The organism is Qipengyuania sp. S6317L1 (assembly GCF_023015615.1).
Taxonomy (GTDB): Bacteria; Pseudomonadota; Alphaproteobacteria; order Sphingomonadales; family Sphingomonadaceae; genus Erythrobacter.
In genome coordinates, this window is record NZ_JALKAJ010000004.1 from 296,796 (window position 1) to 318,378 (window position 21,583).

The 21,583-nt window shown below is 57.0% G+C and carries 14 protein-coding genes, 1 tRNA gene and 1 pseudogene; 4 read left to right on the top strand and 12 right to left on the bottom strand.

Features of this window, described 5'->3' with window-relative positions:
* Positions 1 to 49: 49 nt before the first annotated feature.
* Positions 50 to 1,285, bottom strand: a complete 1,236-nt coding sequence (locus tag MWU38_RS10645) for a dihydroorotase (RefSeq protein ID WP_247271786.1) — start codon at positions 1,283 to 1,285, stop codon at positions 50 to 52.
* Positions 1,282 to 2,316: an aspartate carbamoyltransferase catalytic subunit gene (locus MWU38_RS10650; protein ID WP_247271787.1), complete on the bottom strand. Its 1,035-nt coding sequence runs from the start codon at positions 2,314 to 2,316 to the stop codon at positions 1,282 to 1,284. The genes MWU38_RS10645 and MWU38_RS10650 overlap by 4 nt, the downstream gene beginning before the upstream one ends.
* 159 nt (positions 2,317 to 2,475) lie before the next feature.
* On the opposite strand from MWU38_RS10650, the gene sppA reads away from it, so the two are divergent.
* On the top strand, positions 2,476 to 4,374 hold the full coding sequence (gene sppA / locus MWU38_RS10655) for a signal peptide peptidase SppA (RefSeq protein ID WP_247271788.1): 1,899 nt from the start codon (positions 2,476 to 2,478) through the stop codon (positions 4,372 to 4,374).
* 118 nt (positions 4,375 to 4,492) lie between these two features.
* Positions 4,493 to 4,567, top strand: a tRNA-Val gene (locus MWU38_RS10660).
* A 193-nt stretch (positions 4,568 to 4,760) separates the two neighbouring features.
* On the opposite strand, the gene MWU38_RS10665 is transcribed toward MWU38_RS10660, so the two are convergent.
* The 10 genes and pseudogenes from MWU38_RS10665 to MWU38_RS10710 form a co-directional block, all read right to left on the bottom strand.
* A complete protein-coding gene (locus MWU38_RS10665) occupies positions 4,761 to 5,420 on the bottom strand; it encodes a hypothetical protein (protein ID WP_247271789.1) in 660 nt (219 codons plus the stop codon).
* Positions 5,421 to 5,558: 138 nt separating this feature from the next.
* Positions 5,559 to 7,052, bottom strand: a pseudogene (locus MWU38_RS10670) (YfjI family protein).
* The gene (locus MWU38_RS10675; RefSeq protein ID WP_247271790.1) at positions 7,049 to 7,933 is read right to left on the bottom strand and encodes a toprim domain-containing protein; all 885 of its coding nucleotides are present in this window, start codon (positions 7,931 to 7,933) and stop codon (positions 7,049 to 7,051) included. Before MWU38_RS10675 ends, MWU38_RS10670 begins: the two are co-directional and overlap by 4 nt.
* Positions 7,934 to 8,133: 200 nt before the next feature.
* On the bottom strand, positions 8,134 to 8,322 hold the full coding sequence (locus MWU38_RS10680; RefSeq protein WP_247271791.1) for a helix-turn-helix domain-containing protein: 189 nt from the start codon (positions 8,320 to 8,322) through the stop codon (positions 8,134 to 8,136).
* Between the two features lie 365 nt (positions 8,323 to 8,687).
* Positions 8,688 to 11,783: a type ISP restriction/modification enzyme gene (locus MWU38_RS10685; protein WP_247271792.1), complete on the bottom strand. Its 3,096-nt coding sequence runs from the start codon at positions 11,781 to 11,783 to the stop codon at positions 8,688 to 8,690.
* 297 nt (positions 11,784 to 12,080) lie between these two features.
* Complete coding sequence (locus tag MWU38_RS10690; RefSeq protein ID WP_247271793.1) at positions 12,081 to 13,250, bottom strand: tyrosine-type recombinase/integrase; 1,170 nt, start codon at positions 13,248 to 13,250, stop codon at positions 12,081 to 12,083.
* A 267-nt stretch (positions 13,251 to 13,517) separates the two neighbouring features.
* Positions 13,518 to 13,931 (bottom strand): response regulator, encoded by a 414-nt coding sequence (locus MWU38_RS10695; RefSeq protein WP_247271794.1) that lies wholly within the window; start codon positions 13,929 to 13,931, stop codon positions 13,518 to 13,520.
* A gap of 16 nt (positions 13,932 to 13,947) precedes the next feature.
* Entirely contained in the window at positions 13,948 to 15,918 is a 1,971-nt protein-coding gene (locus MWU38_RS10700) for a PAS domain-containing protein (protein ID WP_247271795.1), read from the bottom strand.
* Between the two features lie 448 nt (positions 15,919 to 16,366).
* Positions 16,367 to 17,401, bottom strand: coding sequence for a DUF6607 family protein (locus MWU38_RS10705; protein ID WP_247271796.1), 1,035 nt, complete (start codon positions 17,399 to 17,401; stop codon positions 16,367 to 16,369).
* A 32-nt stretch (positions 17,402 to 17,433) separates the two neighbouring features.
* Positions 17,434 to 19,593, bottom strand: coding sequence for a TonB-dependent receptor (locus tag MWU38_RS10710; protein WP_247271797.1), 2,160 nt, complete (start codon positions 19,591 to 19,593; stop codon positions 17,434 to 17,436).
* Positions 19,594 to 19,853: 260 nt separating this feature from the next.
* Between MWU38_RS10710 and MWU38_RS10715 the strand changes: the two genes are divergently transcribed.
* Positions 19,854 to 20,048 (top strand): hypothetical protein, encoded by a 195-nt coding sequence (locus tag MWU38_RS10715; protein WP_247271798.1) that lies wholly within the window; start codon positions 19,854 to 19,856, stop codon positions 20,046 to 20,048.
* 6 nt (positions 20,049 to 20,054) lie between these two features.
* Positions 20,055 to 21,530, top strand: coding sequence for a sodium:solute symporter family protein (locus tag MWU38_RS10720; protein ID WP_247271799.1), 1,476 nt, complete (start codon positions 20,055 to 20,057; stop codon positions 21,528 to 21,530).
* Positions 21,531 to 21,583 lie beyond the last annotated feature (53 nt).

Consider the following 21,583-nt stretch of genomic DNA (forward strand, 5'->3'; position numbering starts at 1 on the left):
AATTGCCCCCGAAAGAGCGCCATGCCTTTCGGGGGTATTTTTTTGGCGTTCAATCCGAAACCGCCACGCCGCCTTTGATTAAGGCGCGCACGCGGCCCTGAACCCCTTGCATATCGAATGGCGTGTTGTCGGATGTCGCGGCCATCTTTGTCCGGTTGACCACCCACGGTGCATCTGGATCAACCAGTGCAATATCGGCCTCAAAGCCAGCGCTCAAAGCGCCTGCCGGCACACCCAGAAGCCGTGCGGGATTGGTGCTGAGCAATTCGAAGGCGCGGGTCATATCGATCACTTCGTCGCGCACCAGCCCCATGACCATCGCAAGCAGCGTCTCTGCGCCCGCCATGCCCGGCTCCGCATCGGCAAAGGGCAGACGCTTATCCTCCGGCCCGCGCGCGTCATGGCCGCTCGCGATCACATCGACTGTTCCATCGCCGATCGCTTCGAGCGCGGCCTGTCGGTCGGTTTCGCTGCGCAATGGCGGTGAAAGGCGGGTGAAGGTGCGGAAATCGACGGTGGCAAGGTCTGAAAGCATGAAATGCGCGGGCGTGATACCACAGGTAATCTTTACCCCCCTCGCTTTCGCAGTACGCACCAGATCAAAGCCAGCAGCAGTCGTCACCTGACGAAAATGCACCCGCGCGCCGCTCAGTTCTGCCAGAGCGATATCGCGCGCAATCGCCAGCGCTTCGGCTTGTGCAGGCGCACTTGGCAGGCCAAGCCGCGTTGCGACCTCCCCTGCCGTCGCGCTGGCCCTGCCGACAAGAGCAGCATCCTCGGCATGGGTCACCACCACAAGGTCGAGCATGGCGGCATATTGGCAAAGGCGCAGCATGACGCCGCTATCACCGATCCACTGTCGACCCGTTGCGATGCCGCGCGCCCCTGCCTCGCGCATGAGAGCGATCTCGGCAAGTTCGCTCCCCTCAAGGCCGCGTGTGGCGGCGGCGAGAGGATGCACCCAAAGGTCGGGCTTACCGCTTTTGGCGATGTAGTTGACGCGGCTCGGGTAATCGAGCGGGGGCGATTGATCGGGCATCAGCGCGGCCCGCGTGATGCCGCCGAAATGGAACGCGGGCTTATCAACCGCGAACACTCCAAAATCGACAAGGCCAGGAGCGATGAGTTTGCCGCGCGCGTCGATGATATCGTCGCCATTTTTCGGGGCGACATTTGCACCCACCGCCTCGATCAGACCATCGACGCACCGTACACCGCCCTCGATCAGGCCTCGCGGCGTGACCAGCGTGGCCTCGATGATCGTAAGGGGTTTTGTCTGTCTCATGCCGACCACCCTTCGACACCGCGCGCTGATCGGGTCAACACATCAAGACACGCCATGCGGATCGCAACGCCCATCTCCACCTGACTTGTGATGATCGAGCGGCCGATCATATCCGCAACCTCGCTGTCGATCTCAACGCCCCTGTTCATGGGGCCGGGGTGCATCACCAAAGCATCGGGAGCCGCCCGCTCCAGCCGCGCTTTTGTAAGGCCATAAAGGTGATGATATTCGCGCGCCGAGGGGATGAATTGACCCGACATACGCTCCGACTGGAGGCGCAGCATCATCACCACATCCACCCCTTCAAGCGCGGCATCGAAGTCATGGAACACCTGCGCGCCCATCATTTCCACCCCGTAGGGCATCAATGCGGGCGGCGAGCACAGGCGCACACTTGCGCCCATCGCCTGAAGGCACAAGATGTTCGAGCGGGCAACGCGGCTGTGAAGGATGTCACCACATATAAGGATCGTTCGCCCGGTAAAATCCTCGCTCGCCTCGCCGCGTTCGGTGAGCGCCTTGCGCAGCGCGAGCGCGTCGAGAAGCGCCTGTGTCGGGTGCTCGTGCTGACCGTCACCTGCGTTCAACACCGGGCAATCAACCTTATCCGCGATCAGCTGCGTCGCTCCGCTCGACCCGTGCCGGATCACAATCGCGTCGGCGCGCATGGCGTTGAGGGTGATCGCTGTATCGATCAGTGTCTCACCCTTCTTCACGCTCGAGGTCGCAGCGTGCATGTTGACGACGTCGGCGCCCAGACGTTTACCCGCGATCTCGAACGAAAGAAGCGTCCTCGTCGAATTTTCGAAGAAGGCATTGATAATGGTCAGGCCGCTCAAAAGTTCTGAGCGTTTGCTACTGCCCCTGTTCAATTCCACCCATTCCTCGGCAGAGGCGAGGAGATAGAGGATCTCGTGCCGCTCCAACTGGCTGATACCGGTCAGGCTCGTGTGGGGAAAAGCGTGGCTGCCTTCGGGGAAGCGCCCCGATTGTAACGCATCGCTCGCGCTTTGGTTGTGCGTCGTATCCATTAAAGCCACGCCTTTAGTCGAGGTGTGAACGTCGCTCAACCCATTGCTGCACCGCTTCCCCTAGAAGTTTCGCATGCACGCGCTTATGGCTTGTGGAACCGTGGCGCGTATTCGGGCGTTGCGTCGGGCATTCAGGGTCGAAGATTTCAAGGAAAACAGATGAGCTTTTTGGGCAAAGCGTGGAAGGTTATTGTCGGCATTAAGGATGGGCTCGTGCTCGTATTCATGCTGCTGTTCTTCGTCATGCTGTTCAGCATCCTTTCCGCCAGCCCCAATCCCGGCCAGGTGCGCGAAGGCGCGCTTTATATCGATATGACCGGCTTCGTCGTTGAAGAGAAAAGCGAGGTCGATCCGCTCGACACGCTGCTGAGTGGATCTGCGCCGCCCGTCGAAATACTCTCACGCGATCTGGTGCGTGCGCTCGATACTGCTGCAACCGATGACCGGGTGAAAGCCGTTGTCCTCGACCTCAGCGGATTTATCGGCGGCGGACAGGTGCATATGCAGGAAATCGCCGATGCGATGGACCGTGTGCGCAAGACCGAAAAGCCGGTTTTGACCTATGCTCTTGGCTATGGCGATGACCATATGCACCTCGCTTCCCACGCGAGCGAAGTCTGGGTCGATCCCATGGGCGGCGCTGTAATCGCCGGCCCCGGTGGCTCGCGTCTTTACTACGCCGGCCTGCTCGACAATCTCAACGTCAATATGCGCGTGTACCGCGTCGGCACGTTCAAAGCAGCGGTCGAGCCCTATATCCTCAGCGAACCATCCGAGGCGGCGCTTGAAAATCAGGCGAGCCTTTACGGCGCGCTTTGGGAAGAATGGCAGGCCAATGTGAAAAAGGCGCGGCCCTCGCTCGATCTAGATCGCGTAACCAGTGATCCTGTTGCGTGGGTGGAGGCTTCGTCCGGTGATCTGGCCGACGCAGCTCTTGACGCAGGGCTCGTCGATAAAGTCGGCACGAGGGTCGAGTTCGGCCAGCATGTCGCGAGTATTTCCGGAGAAGATGCTTACGACAAGAAGCCCGGCACTTACGCGAAGAGCGAGTTTGCGCCCTATCTGGCTGACATCGGCCCGGGTACCGGCTCGTCCAGCAACACTATCGCCGTCGTAACAATCGCAGGCACTATCGTGGATGGTGATGCAGGGCCCGGCGCTGCGGGGGGCGAGCGTATCGTCGAGCTTCTCGACGCCGCCATTATCGACGACAGCGTGAAGGGCTTGGTCGTGCGCGTCGATTCCCCGGGCGGTTCGGCGATGGCTTCGGAAGACATCCGCTTGGCAATCGAACGTTTCCGCTCCGACAAGGATGTGCCCGTTGCAGTGTCCTTCGCCAATGTTGCTGCCAGTGGCGGATATTGGGTCGCCACCAACGCCGACCGCATTTTCGCGCAGCCTGAAACCATCACCGGATCAATCGGCGTCTTTGCCGCCATTCCGACCTTTGAGAACGCAGCTGCCGAGATCGGCGTGAACGCGGCAGGGTATCGCACCACGCCCTTGTCAGGTCAGCCCGATCTGATTGAAGGTTTCTCGCCAGAGATCGACGCGATCCTTCAGGCAGGAGTGGAGAACACCTATTCCGAATTTCTCACCCGCGTCAGCGCCGCGCGCGGCATGACCACCGAACGTGTCGATGCCATTGCCCAGGGCCGTGTCTGGGACGGAGGCACAGCGCGCCAGCTGGGCCTTGTCGATCAGTTCGGCGGGCTGAGCGATGCCTTGCAGTGGGTCGCAGGCGAAGCCGGGCTTGAACAAAACGACTGGAGCGCGCGCTTCCTTGGCAAGACGCCTTCGGGTTACGATTCGCTCATCCGCCAGCTGTTGACCGACGCGAGCGGCCCGGCGGCGCAGGCACGCGGCGGAGACCTTTTTGCAATGACCGCCCGTCAACGCGAGGCGCTTATGAGCCAGATCGTGAGCGATGCGCAATTGCTCACCTCGGCGCAGGGCGTGCAGGCCTATTGCCTCGAATGTCCCGCTGATTTGCGACCCTCTGCTGCGCATAACAGTGATGGTCTTGCCAGGTTGATCTCAAGTTGGATTGCGCGCTGAACGGAAAGGTTCTGGAGCCAAGGCCGGCCTGCAAAGGTCGCTTGCCAAAAAAAGGCGCACGCAGTAAATGCGCCGACCTGCCCTCAGCCGGATTATAATCCGCCAAAATGCACAGGGCGGGCGCGTAGCTCAGTGGTAGAGCACACCCTTCACACGGGTGGGGTCGCAAGTTCAATCCTTGCCGCGCCCACCATCTTTTCAATGACTTAGAAGAGATGGGATGCGTTTCCATGAAAAAAACATGAAAAAGAGCCTGTGAGAACAGCTCTATTTCAGTTCAATCTGGCAAGCCAAATCGCCGGACAAGCTCTAGCAGTTCTCCGGTCTCCGCTGATCTTGCGCCATGCCGCCAAGCATTTCGATTGCCCTTAGGTGCACCGCTGCCCTTACCGCCGTGCATCCGGCACCGCTTGCTTCCCTTTACCGCTGGAGACTGGCACGCCGTCCCCTTGCGCGTCTTGGCTAAGCATCGCGGGGCTCTTGCCAGCCGTTCCGGTTGCATGGGGTTGTTCGTTTGATTTTCCATTTTTGCGTCCCCCGGTGTGATGGTGAAACTCGTCTGCGATTACGGCCTGCCCGCCATCATTGACGTGAACGTGCCGGACAGTTTGCACCCGCCCGTTAGATAGACGGTCAAGCGCTTCAATGTTGGCCTTGCACTGCACCTGCGCCTTGAGAGCCAAGCGCATATATATCTCGGTCGCGCTGATATATTCGCCCATGTTGAGCGCGGCCCGCCGTGCCAACTCCGTAAAGACTGAATTGAGAGTGTCAGCTTGTGCCGCCAGCATAGTTTTGTAATGGGTCAAGTCGCCAGACGCGGCAGCCTTTCCCTTGTCACTGAGCGATAGATAGAGCTCGGTCGAGTCCTGCTCGCCAAAGCTCCCGGCAATAAACATACGGGCTGCCGCCATCCCACTTGCTGCCGGATCAAGCGACACATCGGCAAGGTTGCGCTCCTTGCTCTTTTCGGGTTGCCCCTCAACATCAAGCCGAGCCTTGTCTCGCGCCGAACCTGCTTTGCTTTTCTTCGATTTTGCACTCATCTGATGCTTATCCTTCGGTCCATTCTGACAATCCCCTGCCCCTTGCGACAACCGCGACAATTGCGACAAATTGCAGTCTCACTTGGCCAATGTCGCAAAAGTCGCGAATGTCGCAGGGGTGTGGCTTCGGGTTTCACGCTAGCTGGGCCTAACAATTCGCCATGCCTCAGAGCGCGCAGAGCCGCGCACTACGGTTCCCCCGTCCAGCTGGACAAGCCATCCGTGCTTTTCGAGAAGCTTCATTGTTGCCCGTGCCTTGGGGCTTTCGCGAAGCGAGTTAGGCCCATACCTTACTACATCGCGAACCATCACTTCGGTTTCTTCAAAAGCCTCAAGAAGCCATCGCTTCAGCTTTTCAGCTTGGTCTATCTCCGCCGATACTTGTGCCGCATCGGCAAGCCTCGCCGCTTCCAAGAGATAGAACCCCGCCAGCTTGATTGCATTGGTCATATCAGCAGGTTCAACTTCCACCGCGTCGAGATCGCCCCAGAGTGTCAACACACCGGCAATCCGCGCCGCTTGTTCCGCAGCCTTTGAAGCTGTGCCAGTAAGGTGAGCCATCTCACCGCCGGGGCATTGTGATTGCTCCACGCTATCCGAAAACCGCACCAGCGCTTCCCGTGCACCATCGCTTAGCTGCAAACATCGCGGCTGGAGTTCGCGGGTTTCCGCATCCATCGGCATTTTGCTGCAAAGTATGGAGCGCAGCCGCTCATTGAAACGGAGTATTGCACGATCATCATTGCGAGCGGTCCCGTGCAACCGTGTGCCGATAGTGCTGGGCGGTTCGCAGATAAGAAAGCGTGGTAAGAACCCGGTATCAGCCGCGAGCGGGTCAGCCATAAATGCCCTCGCTACGGTTGGCTGGGCCATCAGGTGAACCGCTAACCGCCTCCCATAAAGCGTTGCATGGCCATCGCCTGCACGGGTTCGCCTTATCGGATTGGCCTACCACAAGTCATTGAACGCTGCGAGGGTCTTTTGCCGGTTGTCGCTACTCATCGCGTGCCCGCCCAGGAATTGCCCGCCTTCATCCGAAAACAGGCCAAGGCTGGGCTCACCATTTGCGAATAGCTTTGTGAGCCCCTCAAAGGTCGGTTCCGTCACAAGGCGGTCGGTGGAAGGCGGGGCCTCTGGCTCTGGCCCCAAAGCCGCCAAATCAGCCTCCGCCGCTGCGCTATCTCCAGCCTTGGGTTTTTTGGCATCGGCCAGAATGCGGTCGCGTTTCGCTTTCCATACATCGTGCCTCCGTTGCCATGCTTGCATAGCCTTGCGATGCAGTTTCGCCTGCTCTTGCTCGTGCACCCTTAAAGCTTCCATAAAAGGCGCATCGCAGGCGGATTTGCGCTCACCGGATTGGGCAATAGTCAGCGCATAGAGCGACATTGGCCGTTTGCCGCCAAGAGTCTCCACATCAGCAAAGCCTTGCACCGCGAGCGATGCGACCGCGAGTGCGGATTGTGCCGGGATCGCCATCGGTGCTTGTGTCATACCCTGCACCGCTTCAACTGCACTTTTTAGCGGTCCAAGCGCATAAACCGGATAGGCCGCCCCCGGCGAGATTTGCCGCACCAGCGGTTGCGGTTCTTCGGGCCGGAAAGGGGTTTCAGTCTGTTTAACTTGCGCGCTCATGCTGCCACCGCCTTTCCGGTGAGAACATCGTTAAAGTCTGCACCATTGCCGGGGTCGAGCATCGAGACTTTCCAGCCTAGCGAATGCGCCCTTTTCGCGAGCGCGTGTGAGGCTTTCCGGCCCGGTCGGTCGCCATCGCCAGCAATCACCAGCCGCGACGGTTTCGCGGGCAATCGAAGCGAGCGCATCCCGCTTGTCGAGAGCGCAGCCCAGCCGGTCACAGGCTCAGCCATAAGCCCACACAAGAGCGACAAGGCGCTTTCAATGCCTTCCGCCACTACAAGCCGCGAACCGCCCTTAGAGAGCCTTACAGCGCCACCAGCGGTTGCTCCCAGCATTAGCTTGTCACCGCCAGCAAAACCTGCTTTCCCGCTGCCATCGGCGCGCAGATAGCTGCGATGCACCGCAAAGCCATCGCCGCCTTCCACCAGCGCCACCATAGCGGGGCATCGGCTTTCGCTTGGCCCGTGCCAGCAGTTTGTATGAAAGCGAAGCGTATTGGGCAAAGCGCAGCTAATCCCGCGCCCGCGCAGGTAGGTTTCCGCCAGAGTGCCCGCTATCGGCTGGGATTGCTCCCAAAGTCGCCTCGCAGCAGTTTGATTGCGGATCGCGTCCGCTGTTGCCTTGGCCTCGCGTTTGGCCACCGTCACAGCATCGGGCGCTCGATAATCGCCAACGCGTAGGCCAGCCGCCGCTAATATGTCGAGAAAGTCGCAGCCAGACCGCTTGCAATGCAAGAGCAACCGCATATCCCCATCAGCCAATGTGAGTGCGTTCTGGTCGCGCCTTTGTTCCGGTTGGCAAACGGGACACGGCGCAGAGCCATATCGGCCATACCAGCGCCCACCGAGCGCTATCGTCACTTCGCGTGCGTCAGTCATTGTGCGCCCCCTTCAAAGATCAATCCACCAAGCATCAAAGCCAAGTCTGGCCGGATCGAGTGGGCGCTCATCAGGAATTGCGCCCGTTGGAACGCGAGGCTAGAAGGGTTTAGCGAAGGGCCTGCAACGCTATCGCACGAAGCCCCACCGGTCGCCGCCAGTGGGGTTTCTTTTTTCGGCTTCCGAAAACTGTCCATTTCTCAACCCTCACCTTCGATCAGGGCGCGAAGACTTGCAGCTGGAATAAGGGTTCGCTTGCCAATTTTCTTGGCTTCGAGTCGGCCTTCACCGATAAGCTGATAAAGGCGTGTGCGGCCTATGCTGGAAACGCGGCAAGCATCCGCCACGCTATAGGCCAAAGGTTCAAAATCTGGAGAGGTATTTGGCATTGGGTTTTATCCATTGTTAGCGTCCGCCAGCGACCCTTGTTGTTCGCCAGCGCACAATTTTCCGGTTGTCGAAGCCCACCGGAATGGATAGAAACTGCCTTGCGAGGACACGCCAATGTTTCGCACGGAGCCCCTGCCCATTCGGCGGGGGTTTCGTTTATGGGGCATCAAAAATGGCTATTCTCCTAGTAGTTAGTGAACGCAAACACGTTCGTTTGCGTTCTAACATATAAGGCACCAAGCGAATCTATCGAAGACTAGGGCGCATGATTGTATGGGGATAAGCCGTGCAAATTTTGATTCTATGTGGATAGTTGAATGCTGAATAGGTCCAATGGCCCATTGAGCGCAGTCAGGGCATAGAATTAGTCGTCACCAATATTTGGCATCTTTATACCTTCCATGATGCGGTCGGTTTCTGCGAGGATTTTGATGATCTTTTGATAGTGGCGGATGTCATCGAAGCTTAGCTGGCGGCCCTTGCGGTCTTTGAGCCATTTTTGTGCAGGCTGGTATCCGCCTATGGGGAAGTCCCAAGAGACGGGCGGCACGTCTGCGAAGTACTGCCCCTTATCGCCTTTTCCATTGATATAAACGCGCCCGCTTCCGTCCGGCTGGAGCTCGAAGCGGGGTTTGTCGACTTCATTCTCCTGCCCCTCGGGCGCTTCACCGTCGAAGCGGTAGGGCGTGTCGCCAATCGCCGCATCTTCCATCAGATGTAGCCGTCGCAGGGTCTCGCCTTGTTTTCGCAGCCTTTCGAATCCTGCGTGGTTTGGGGGGTATGGGATGAATGGAAAGTCGATTGTTAGGGCTTGAGCAAACCGTTGCCTATAAGTTGGACAATGCAGGATCGCATAGATGTAGTCGAAGATTTTGATTTCATCTCCGTCAGCCCCGCTCAATCCAGCCTTGTGCACAAGGTCGGCATAAATGCTGTCTTGCAAGTTCAACCTTCGCACATCGTCTAAACCGTCTTTCGGAGGATAGGTGTAGAGCGGCAAATTCATTGCATTCGAAGCAGTAGTGCCAGAGAGAAATATAGCCTCGGAAACCTTGTCAGTAACCCAAACGTGAGCGAAATCTCGATCTCGAAAAGCCTTCGTGACTAGGAGACCCAAATTGGGGCCGAGCATATAGTTATCCATCACACTAGCTCGCGCACGCTCCAATTTCGCCGGATCGTAATAGATGAAGGATTTCTCGAAAGGCCGGTAAGAGACTGGAAGGATTAAGTCGCTGTCGAAACCCTCATCGTCTTGAGCGATACCAGTGGAAGTCCCAGCGATGAACTTTTTGTCACTGCCCGTTACTATCCCATTTGAATGCACGGGAAAGAGCTTCTCCAATGAGAACCCTTCTCGAAACTCACGTTCGCGCTCGTAGTCCCATGGAACAAACATAAAATGAGGCGCTTCCAAGACTAAGTCATTCCAAGAAATCGTGCTCAGTGCTTCGGAGCTAAGCTTTTCGTGCTTAGCGGGTCTACCGCCCCAGAACTCTGCGTGTTTGACACTGGCGAGCTTATTGCTCCGTTCGCCTCGCTTTATAAGAAGGACGACTGCAACGCCTGTCTTGATGTCGAATACGTTTTTGTCTGTGATGCCGTCTGGGACTTGCTCCTTCCTGTTTGAGTTGCCGTGCAGGTCAATGACATAAATCTGGTCGAAACTATTAAGGAGCCGCCAGCGCATCCCTCTGAATGTTGGATTATCAAGATAGCCGTGGTTTGTGATAAAACCGACAACCCCATGGCCATTTTTTGAAATCATCTCTTCTGCTAGGCGGATGAACTTCACGTAGTCATCGTTAATCCACTTGGGGTTTCTTTCGTTAAGAGGCTCCTTACCACCTGGTTCTTTCTTGTAGGCCTCCATTAGGCCCATAATCCATGACCCCTTGTTTGCGCTTTTTCCCGCGTAGGGCGGGTTGCCAATCACGCACATAATAGGTGTCTGCCTCTTAATATCACTCGCCGCTTTCGCTTCCTCGGCAATGGCGCGTGAGAGCCCAAATAGCGTTTGCTCAACGCGCTCGCCTTCCTCGAGCGAGTTGGTCAAATATGCACCCAACCGGGGCGCTCTATCGCTCGGTTTGTACCCAAGCCCTGTGAGGATCATATCGAGCTTCATATGGCACATGGCATAGCTCGCCATCAGCAGCTCGAAGCCGTGAATGCGGGGGATCAGATCATTCTCGACATAGCCAGACCATTGGCTCGGCGCGATGCCTTGCACCCTCTCTGCAATCAGCTTGATCGCCTCCGCTAAGAATGTGCCAGTGCCCGTTGCGGGGTCCAATATCTGAACGCGGTGAACCTCTTTCTTGATGGTTGCGGGATTGCCCTTTTTGTCGGTCTGGCCGGTATCCCAATCAATCGAAATCTTGCTGGTATCGGCAAGGCCATCGCTGAGGCAAAATTCGGTCTTAAGCACCTCATCCACGGCGCGCACAATGAAATTGACCACGGGCTCGGGGGTATACCAGACCCCGCGCGCCTTACGCTTCTTCGGGTTATACTCGGCAAGGAAGTCTTCGTAGAAGTGAAGAAAGGGGTCTTGGCGCTTTGTCACCTTGCCAAAGTGGCGCAGCACCTTTTCCATATCGGTTGCGCGGAACACTTCACACAAATCATCAACCACTCGGCGCAGGCGCTCATCAAGATTGGGGCCAGCGATATAGACAAACAAGGCTCGCAAGAAAGGATTGGACTTGGGCAAAAGCTCCAATGCCTCGGTCCGGCTAAACGTCTCTAGCGTCTCATCATGCAGGCGTGCAGCGAAGAGGCCATAGGCGATGGTTTCGGCATAGATGTCCGCAAACTCTGCCACTGTGATGTCGTGGATCAGGCTTTCTTTGAATGCTTCATATTGACCGATCAGGTCGGTCGGCTGGCCGCCGTCGCTTTGCGCCTTGAGGTCGCTTACCAAAGCGTTGCCCATAATCTCTTTGATTAGCGCAGCTTTACCCGCCATCAATTCGGCAAGGCGTTTGGAAGAGGTAACGCTTAGCGGCGTAACTTGCGCAAATTCGGCCAGCCGCGCTTCTAGAAGCGGGAAGGCTTCGGTTCGCGCGGGCATTGTCGGGATCAGGTCGGCAATGGTGATGAAGTCCACCGCTTCCCCATCGCGGATAAACTCAAAATCGAGCCCGTTGGTGTAGATCAGATTGGGCAGGCCTTTGGTGTAGCGGCCCTTTTGCTCTTTGCTGTAGTCGCCCTTGGCAAATTTGCGGATGTCTTTGCCAATGTCCTTGGCTTCGCACCATCCAATCGAGACTTCGCCGCGCTGGAACACGAAATCTGGCGCGCCAACGTCCACTGTCCGGCGAGGTTCGTTTATTACTGTAAGCTCTGGGTCAATAGACTTGAAAAGCTGTTCTAGCGCAGGGCGAAAACTGTGCTCGGTAGTTTGGCCGCTTTCGTGGAGCCTTTTGATTTCAGCCAAATACGCAGCAATTTCCATGAATGCCCTCCAATTCATGGTCTTGTTAGAGGCCATTGACCTAGCCGCCAATTACTTTCCTAATATTGGTGCAGGCCTCAATTCGGATGATGTCATCAGATGAAGTGTGGCAAGGTGACCGCGAGCGCGGCGAAAACTGTGTTAGCGATTGTTTCGCATTGTCGCACCGGTGCCCGGCTCAAAAGCGGCAGAGTTTTGCCCGCCCCCTTACACTCTTAGTAACCGGTCTCAAAGCGCGCGGACTCCGATAAACGCCTTGTCGCAAATCACACTGAAAAACGGGGCCATTAGGGATTGTTATATCGCAATGCTAGCCAGCGCCTCTTCGGCATCATCGCGCACAAGGTGGCCGTAGTGCTTTTCGATTATGGCCACACTTGTCCCCGACAGTTGCGCAACTGTCAGGATTGGAAGGCGCGCGCGGATAAGGTCAGTAATCACGCTATGCCGCAATGTGTAGGCGGCTGTCGCACCGGGTAAACCAGCCGCTTTCACCGCGTCCTTTACAGGATATTTCCACGCATCCTTGTTCCATTTCTTACCGTCAGCACGGGCGAATATGGGCGCGGCTGGCATCCTGCTTCTCACCTGCTCTGCGAAGAAATCGGCGATAACTTGCGGCAGAGAAATCTGGCGAGGGTTACCGTTCTTATCCTTGCCGATTGTGAGAGTGCGCGTACGCTTGTCGAAATCGCGCACTGTCAAACTGGCCAGCGCACCTGGTCGAAGAGGCAAGAGGCAAAGCCCTTTCACAAAAGGCAGAGCCTCCTCGCTTGTGGCATCAATCAGCCTTCTGCGCTCTTCACGGTCGAGATAGAGTTCGCGGCGCTTGTCGGCCCCTTTGAAAGGCTTGAGAGCTTCTTGCCACGCCGCATCTGTGTTTGGCGCACCGGGCTTTAACACCATGCCCAGCGCAGCACGCAAAGGCACCATGTCGCGGTTAACGGTAGATCTGGCGCGTTCTTTCCAACGCTTCTCACCTTTCTTGGAGCGGGTCAGCAATGCGGGGGCCTCTTCCAGCCGCTTGCGCCAAGCCTTCAAATGGTGCCGCCGTAACTTGTCGAGCTTCACCTTGGCAATTGGGTCGGAATAGACGTGCCGCCGGAATACGCCTTCGGCAATAACACTGGGCTTTTCGACCAAATAAGCTTCACACGCGTCCTTGACTGTCACCATATCGCGGGCGCGCTCGCCGCCGCTTTCGACCGTCTCAGCCCAGTTTTCAGCATCCACCTTCGCTTGCGTAAAAACATCATGGCCGGAAAGCGCGCCGTAATCGCCAAGAGGTTTGCGGCGATAGTTGTTACCATCAGGATCATAAGCGCGCGCGAACCATGTGCCGCGCTTGCCTTTCTTGGATGGGCGAAAGCCAACATAGCTGCCTTGGCGCAAGCGTTGCCAGTGCGGTTCGTCTCCCGCTTTGGGCTTCAATTTATCGCGCTCTTTGATCCGGCTTAAATCAGGCATCTGAGGGCTCTTTCAAAATCCATGAAAAAAACATGAAAAACATGGGCGAACACACTTGAACACCTATAATTGTTTTTATTGGATTTTATTGTCCGCGTAAAGCCGTTATCGTCCGTATTCCCACCCTTCACACGGGTGGGGTCGCAAGTTCAATCCTTGCCGCGCCCACCATCTTTTTGCGATGATCGAGAGATGCATCAACGAGCGCCATAGCGAGGCTTGGCGCAAATCTTCTGAGATCAAAATTCTCTCTTTAGCCGGACCCGATCAATGTAGCGTCTCCTGCAAATGCGCGGTTTTGGAGATGCCATTGAATTGGATGGCCTTGAACGATGCGTGCACGATCTCGGCTGGTGTCGCAGGCTTTGGGCAGAAGATGATGCCGGGCAAACGCGCGGAGTGGTAGATTTCCGCATGGCCGGAGTGGATAACGACCGGCACTTCCTGCGCCATGAGATTCATAGCGAGGGGAAAGGAATAGCCGTCCGGCAAGCGAATATCGAGAAGCGCAAAATCAAACCGCGTGCTCCTGACCGCATCCCACGCGTCCGCAATATTGCCGATCACCGTCACATCGCTGGCCCCGGCATTGCGAAATGTATTTTCAAGTCCCACGGCCACAATGAACTCGTCTTCCACGATGAGAACAGAAAGGTCGCGAAGCATCGCTTCAGAATTCATTTGGCTCTCCCAAAAATTATAGGGTGACCAGCAAGTCAATCAACGCCCCGGTTTGGGTGAAGCGCCTTTCAAAAGCACCCTTCAACTGCCTGACTCCGCTGTCAATAAGTATAGTTCCGAATCCACCACTGCTTGAAGGCGGCGAGAAGTCTGCCCGGTATTCGCACCATTTCAGCTGAACTTGGCTGCCTTCCAATACCGTCCAACTCAACTCAAGCCTGCCATCGGGCGAGCCGAGGGCCCCGTATTTGACGGCGTTGGTGGTCAGTTCGTGTACGATCAAGGTGAGCGTATTTACGCGGTCACCATCGACGAAGACCGTAGGCCCTTCCATCTTGACCGAATGGCCAGTCGTGTGCGGCTCAAGAATAGAGTGCAAGAGGGTGCCAAGAGGCAATCCCATCATCGCATGTTCTTTTCGCGCAAGGTCATAGACACGGCCCAATGACACCACCCGCTCAAGCAGTTCGGACGCCATGTGTTCTGCTGCTGGATTCGGTTTGGGCGCGGCCTGAATAAGCCCGCCGACCACCGCAAACAGGTTCTTGATGCGGTGGCTCATCTCTTCGACCAACAGTTGTTGATTTTTCATGGGCGAAATGTCGAGTGTTGCTCCTGCGACCTTTTTCACCCCATTGATCGTCACGTAGGGTCGGCCGCGGGTGCGAACCCATCTGATGCCCATTTCAGGGTCCTTGACCCGGAAATCCACCTCGTATTCTTCACCGCGTTCGATTGCTCCGGCGAGTTTCGCTCGCAGGATTTCAAGGTCTTCTTCGAAAACATGCGCAAGCACTTCTTCACCGGGCACTTCCCCGGCTTTGTGAAGATTGAGGTGTTCTGCCAGGACCTCATCAACCGTTGAAACCCATCGTTCAACGTCCAGATCAGCCATGCCCATGCGCCCTGCATTCATGACCATTTTTCGAAGATAGGTTTGCTCTTCCAACTCGCGCTGGAGTTGGATGATTTCCGTCACATCGACGCCAAGTCCCACGACTTTTTTACATCCGTCTTCATCCTCGAAAGGCGAGGCATGAACCTTTACCCAACGGCGCGGCGCACCGGGTACGTCCAGCTGCAGCACATGCGAATACGCCTCATCGATGGCGAGCGCTTGGTCGCGCTCGGCTATGTGCTTTTTCGCATCCAAAGGCTCGAGATATGCCTGCAAGTCGCGTCGGTCGTATTCGCCTGGCCCCTTGAGACCGGCAAGCTGCGCCCCTGTGGCATCAACAGTCAGCCTGCCGGTTTCACGATCAGTAACCCAAGCTCCCATGTTTGCAGCCTCCATCGCGAGGTGCAGCTTGCGGGTTTCGGCGGCAAGTTTGCGCCGGAGGTCGACCTCTTGCGAAATATCGACCAGAGTTATCGAAGCACTTTTGACGCAGCTTTCGTCATTGAGTTGTGGCGTGATCCTGACGAGGTAGGACTTCTCCCCCTTGTTGCTTTCGCACGACCCCGAAAAGGCGGCACCTTTTTCAAACACCTTGCGCACCTCTTTGGTCAAATCAATGTTGCCAAGAGATACATCGAACTGATCCAGCGAATATTCCTCATCACTGCTTGAGTGGGCAAACATATGACGCGCTGCGTCTGTCACGTACCGGATGCGAAGGCTTGGATCGAGCACAATCATCGCGAGGTCAGCCGATTGCAGGAAATTTTCCAAATCCGAGTAGGCAAGTGTCAGCTCGTCCACCTTGCGCCTCAACTCGTGATTGATCGCGATGAGCTCTTCGTTGGCCAACTGAAGCGCCTCGTTCATCGACATCATCTGCTCGCGGGTGCTGATGAGCTTTTCATTGGCGATTACAATCTCCTGCACTTTGGCATTGAGCGAAGCTTGCGCAGCCTTGAGTTCGATTTCCAATTCGGCGATGCGATCATCGCTAGGGGTAGAGGGCACACCGTTTTCATCGGCGAGGCCACAGAGGCATTGCTTTTTGCCGAAAGTTGCCCTTCGCACAGCAGGTTTCGGTGACATGAAGACAGGGTCGAAAACGGTGGCACCGAGGAGCTTACTTATTGTTTCGTTGGGAAGATTTGGGGCGGTGGCATCGGGGGAACCCACGAGTGGGGGCAGGTTAAGACTGTCTTCTTGATTGCGGCCACCGCTTTCAATTTTGCTCATGTATGTTCTACTGCGACACGACTTGAAAGCGCGTGCAATAGTATCGACTTTCTTCGCTCATCTCGGCCCCCAAGCAGCGTTGCAACCGAACCTATGGAGGCGCACCGCTCAACCCAATCATCGAAATCCCTGCACTTGGTAGAGAAAAAGTTCCTCCGAGATCATTCGTATGATTACTTAGGTGTCGCTCGCGCCATTCTCTCTGGGTGGCAGACTTGCGACGATCCAATCGCGCCGGTCAGCAATGGGAGGCAGGATCACCCCCTGCCTCCCGGAACCGGGCATTTCCTCAATGGGGCATTCAGTAGTTCGCCGCTTTATTCGAAGCGAGCCTCTCGCCGTTTTCGGCCTTGGCCGTGCCTTCGCGGATAAGTGTTTGGGCTTTGGCAATCGCGGTGGCGGTGTCCATTTCACCTTTGGCGATCTGCGTTCCCATGTTCAGCAACTCGCCGCTGATGACAGTGCCGGTCGCCGCTTCTTCCTCGATGGTGATGCCGCCATTTGCCGCGAGTGTCTCGTCCCATTGTGCGCGCACCGCAGCCCAGTAATCCGCGCTCGCCCGCCAATATTCATCCACCGCGCTCACCGGATAATCGTCAAAGCGTTCGTAGGTGTTGAGGACGCTTTCCTGAACATAGGGCACTGCCTCGCCATCAACCCATTTCAGCTTGGTGTTGTCCTGCCAATGAATCCAGCCACCAGGGAATATCTGGTGACGGTTGATGGCGCGGTAGTGGTCATAGACCGGGTCACGAGTGGCATCGCGGCGCGCCAGCGGGCGAAGCGTCCAATTGGACCGCCAGCGCCGCACGCCGTTGGTCGTCTCCCACTGCCCCCACCCCGCATAACGCGGGCTGTCATCGACCTGATAAACGGTTTGCGACCACCGTCCCTTACGCATGGCTTCCGGCACGTCTTTTAGTTCCCATGTGCCGGGCGCAGTATAGACGAGGTACTGTGCGGGCTCGTATTCCCAGTCCTGACGCCAGTGTTTAACGACGAATGGACTGTCCTCGCTGCCCACGACAAGCAGGTGTTGAAGCACGATTTTGCGACCTGTGTCCTCGATCACACGCACACTTTCGTGCCCGCCCGAGATTTTCGCATCAATCGGTGTGTAGTCGGGATGCCAAGGGGTCGTCTCCTTCATGTCGAAAGTGACTTTGAAATCGCCTGCCATTGCAAGGATGTCCGCGCGGTCTGCTTCGAAAGAGGCAGTTTCTGCCTCCGCGCTGCGTTGACCAACGGGATCGTCGGCCAATGCTGGAGCGGGGCTTGCGATAAGGCACAGCGCCGCAATGCCCGAGGCGAGGACAGATTTGGTTTGATTACGCATTCGGTTTTCCCCTTGTGAATGAAAGTTTGCGATTAAAAGCCCTTCGACCACGAAAGCGCGGCCTTGAAATTGCGTCCAGGCTGGCTGACCCCGGCGCTGACCACCTCGAAATCGGCATCGCCAATGTTGTCGACCCCAAGGTCGAGGCGGAAACCCTCAAGCGGGCCTTCGTCCGGCTCGATCACGAGGTAGAGGTCCGCAACGAGATAACCGTCGCGCGCCTGATTGGGGTCGTTCACTTCATCAAAGGCGGAAGCCGATGTGACCCGGGTGCCAAGGCGCACATCGCCATCGGAAAAGCGCAGGCCCGTGTCGACAAAAAGCACGCTGGGCGACAGGACCCCTTCGAGAAATTCGCCTGTTGCGGCATCCACTCCGTCAATCGTCGAAAAATTGCCGCGCAGGTAGAAGTGGTCCGAGGTGTAGCTGAATTCGGCCTCAACGCCTGAAATTTGCGCATCGGCAATGTTCACATTCTGGCTGGTGTTGCCAAAGTCGGCGCCCGTCCCGCATGGCGGCACAAAAGGGCTTGCGACGAAGCATCCGGCGGGAATGTTGACATCCAAACCGATTAGATTGGTGACATCACTGTCGTAATAAGAGGCCTTGAATGTCAGGCGGTCGCCGTCGGTGATGAGATCGACGAAGTTGACGCCGGCGCCTGCTTCCCAACCTTCCGATTCCTCGGGCACCAGCGCATCGTTTCCGATAAAAAGGTTCTGCACGAAGGTTGGGCCAAAGGGGCCTGGGGCTACGGAAAGGTCGGGAATGGTGAAGTGGACGCCATCGGCAAAGGCTTCGTTGAAAGACGGCGCTCGAAAGCCCTTCGACCAATTGCCAAAGACGAGCAGCTCGGGGATCGGCTTGTAGGAAACGCCAAGTTTGGGCGAGAGTTCATCGTCGTCAATCGTGAAGACTTCGCCCGTCGCGGACGATTTGAAACTGTCCCAGCGAATGCCCGGAATTATGCTGAGCTCGCCCGGGATACCGTCCGCAAGTGTCAGTTCGGCTTGTAGGAAAGCTCCGATGAATTCGGTCGTTGCATCGGGAACCCCTCCGCGCGTTCCGTCAGCGGTATCAGTGTCGAGCCCGGTCTGCTCATCCCGGTAATATTCACCGCCATAGGTAAAGGTGACAAAAGAGCCTTCTCCAAAATCAATGCGCGAGCGGTTGTCGAGCATCAGCCCGAACGTCTCGACCTCGCGGTCGGCAACGCGCGGGGTCCCAACAGTGTCCTCTTCAACACCATTCTTGCTGTAATAACCCACCAGATTGAGGTCGATCGCATCGCTCGCCGGGTTGAAATTCAGACCCAACTGCGCCGTGTCATTGCGCGCATCGCGAAACACCAGATCATTGCCCGGCCCCGCGATATTGGCGCCTTGCGGGTTCTGTGGATCGGATGAATCCGCTTGGTAACGTGCGTAAGAGGCGTAAAGCTCGACCGCATCGCTTGGCCTCAAGGTGACTTTGAACAGGCTGGAGGTGATCTCGTCGTCAGCGGGCAAGGTGTCGCCGCTGCCAAGCTCGATGCTTGCCGCCTCCCGGTAAGTCAGATAGCCGAGCACATCCCACATTCCATCCGAAGATTGCGCCGCTCCGGTCGCGCCAACCCGAAACTCGTCGTTCACCGACTGGTAGCCGCTTGCAAGCTTCACGAAGGTTGTCTCGCCCTCATTCAAGAGGTCGCTGGCCGATACCGTGCGGGTTGCGATGACACCACCCAATGCGCCGGACCCGTAAAGCGCCGAACCCGGCCCTCGCACGACCTCGACCGTCTGGACCAGCTCGGGGTCGATGAAAAAGCGGCCATCGTGGCCCGAAATAAAGCTCTGCCGCGCGCCGTCCTGAAAGATCAGCACCCCGTTGCCGCCGATGCCGCGAATGGAAGGCGCATCGCCCGTTCGGCGGGGTCCGGAATCGAACTCAGCGCCCGGAATGGCCTGAAACACCTCTTGCAAGGTCGAAGGGTTGAAGTCCTCGATTTCCTCGCGTTCCACCACCGACACCTGACCCGGATAATCGAACGCAGGGATGGGGTTGCGCGTGGCGGTTACGGTGATGAGCGTAGAGTCCCCGGATGCCTCTTCCGTTTCTTCAGCCTGCAGCTGGTGCAGCGGGGCAGCGACAAGCACAAGGACCGGCGCAAGGACCAGCGCAAGACGCGAGGGCTTCAAAGGCAGTTTACTCAATGGTTTGACCCCTATTTGACGGCACCGGATAACCAAGCCCGGCTCATTATAAATGCAAATGACTCTTAATTGCGATTCGCAAATTCATTAGCCGCCCCATATTTGCTAATCAATCGCATTATCAAATATCTTAACAGGTGGAGCGGGTTTCTCGCGCGTCCATCTGCCGAGGCAAAACAAGCCCCTTGATGGTCCCCCCGCTTCAGCTAGAATGCTGAAATACGGACCAAACGGGGGCCTTGCTTGTGAGTATTCGCGCTGTGAGAAAGCTGGTTGCAGCCTATATGCTGCTGTTCTTGCTCGCCACGACATGGCCGGGCGCGACGCTGTTCAATCAGGCGACGCCATTTGTCCTCGGCCTGCCTTTCAATCTGTTTGTGCTTGCCAGCCTTATATCGGTGGCACTGGGCCTTCTTGCCCTGCTCTACCTCAGCGAAACGCGCGAGGACCACTAGGCTTTTATGGAACGCTGGCACATCATTGCACTCGTGATCGCAGCCTATCTCGCGATCACCCTGGCGATTGGTCTTCTATCGGGGCGCCGCGCATCAAAAAGCGTCTCCGGCTATGTCGCGGGAGACCGCGATTTCGGCCTGCTCGTCATGTATTTCGTGCTTGGCGCCTCAATCTTCAGCGCCTTTGCATTTCTTGGCGGTCCGGGCTGGGCTTACAGCCGGGGAGCGGCCGCATTCTATATCCTTTGTTACGGCGTGCTTGGCATCGTGCCATACTTCTTCCTTGGCCCCAAAGCAGCCGCACTGGGACGACGACACGGTTTTGTGACGCAGGCACAACTTATCTGCGGGCGTTTCCCATCGCGCGCTTTGAGTGTGATGATCGCCGCGCTGACCGTTCTCGCTTTCATCCCTTACATAACGCTGCAAATGCGCGGTGCCGGGATCGTGATCGAGGCGGTGACCGAGGGCAACGTCCCGCTTTGGGCCGGCGCGCTTGTCGCTTATGGCATTGTTCTCATCTACGTCTTGTTCTCTGGCGTCGCGGCGGTCGGGTGGACCAACACGTTTCAGGGGATTTTCATGCTCACAATCGCATGGACCCTTGGCCTTTATTTGCCGATCTCGCTGTATGGCGGAGTGGGCGAAATGTTCGCGCAAATTCTCGACCAGCGTCCTGAACTGCTCACCATGCCCGGTCTTACGGCAAGCGGAGAGCCCTGGAGCTGGGGCGGATATTCCAGCGCGATCATCGTCTCTGCCGTGGGGTTGATGATGTGGCCGCATCTTTTCATGAAGGCTTTTACCGCCCGTTCGGACAACACGCTGCGCCAGACGGTCGTGCTCTTTCCCACCTTTCAACTGTTCCTGATCCCGGTGTTCCTTATCGGCTTTGCAGGTGTGCTTTACCCTGAAAGCCCGCCCTCTTCCGATTTTATCCTGCCCTTCATGATCCTCAACGCAGAGCTTCCCGCAATCGTGGTCGGCCTGTTTTGTGCAGGCGCCTTGTCGGCTTCGATGTCGACCGGAGACAGCCTCGTGCACGCAGCGGCCTCGGTGACGGTGGAAGACGGGGTCAAACCCTTCAAGCCCATGACGGACGAAGCGCGGCGCAAACTCATTCAGATGCTGGTCGTCGTGGTCGGAGCGGTGTCTTACGGCTTTGCGGTAACCGAAGGGGTGAGCCTTGTTGTCCTGCTGCTCACCGCTTACGGCATCATCTGTCAGCTTGCGCCGCCGATTGTCGCCGCGATGTATTGGGGGAGAGCTACAACGCCGGGCATTATCGCAGGGTTCGCCAGCGGATCCTTGACCGCAGCTTTCTTCTTCGTGACAGGATATCTGGGCACCGACCTTCGGCCCTACGATCTTCACGAAGGTTTGCTTGGGCTGCTCGTCCATGTGCCCGTGCTGATTATCGTCAGCCTCCTCACCCAGCCGCAGCCAGCCGACCACCGCCAGGCATTCCTGCAAGCGGGTTGAAACTGTCCAGGCCGGAAGATTTCCAAACTGTCCAAATGCCTGTACATATGATG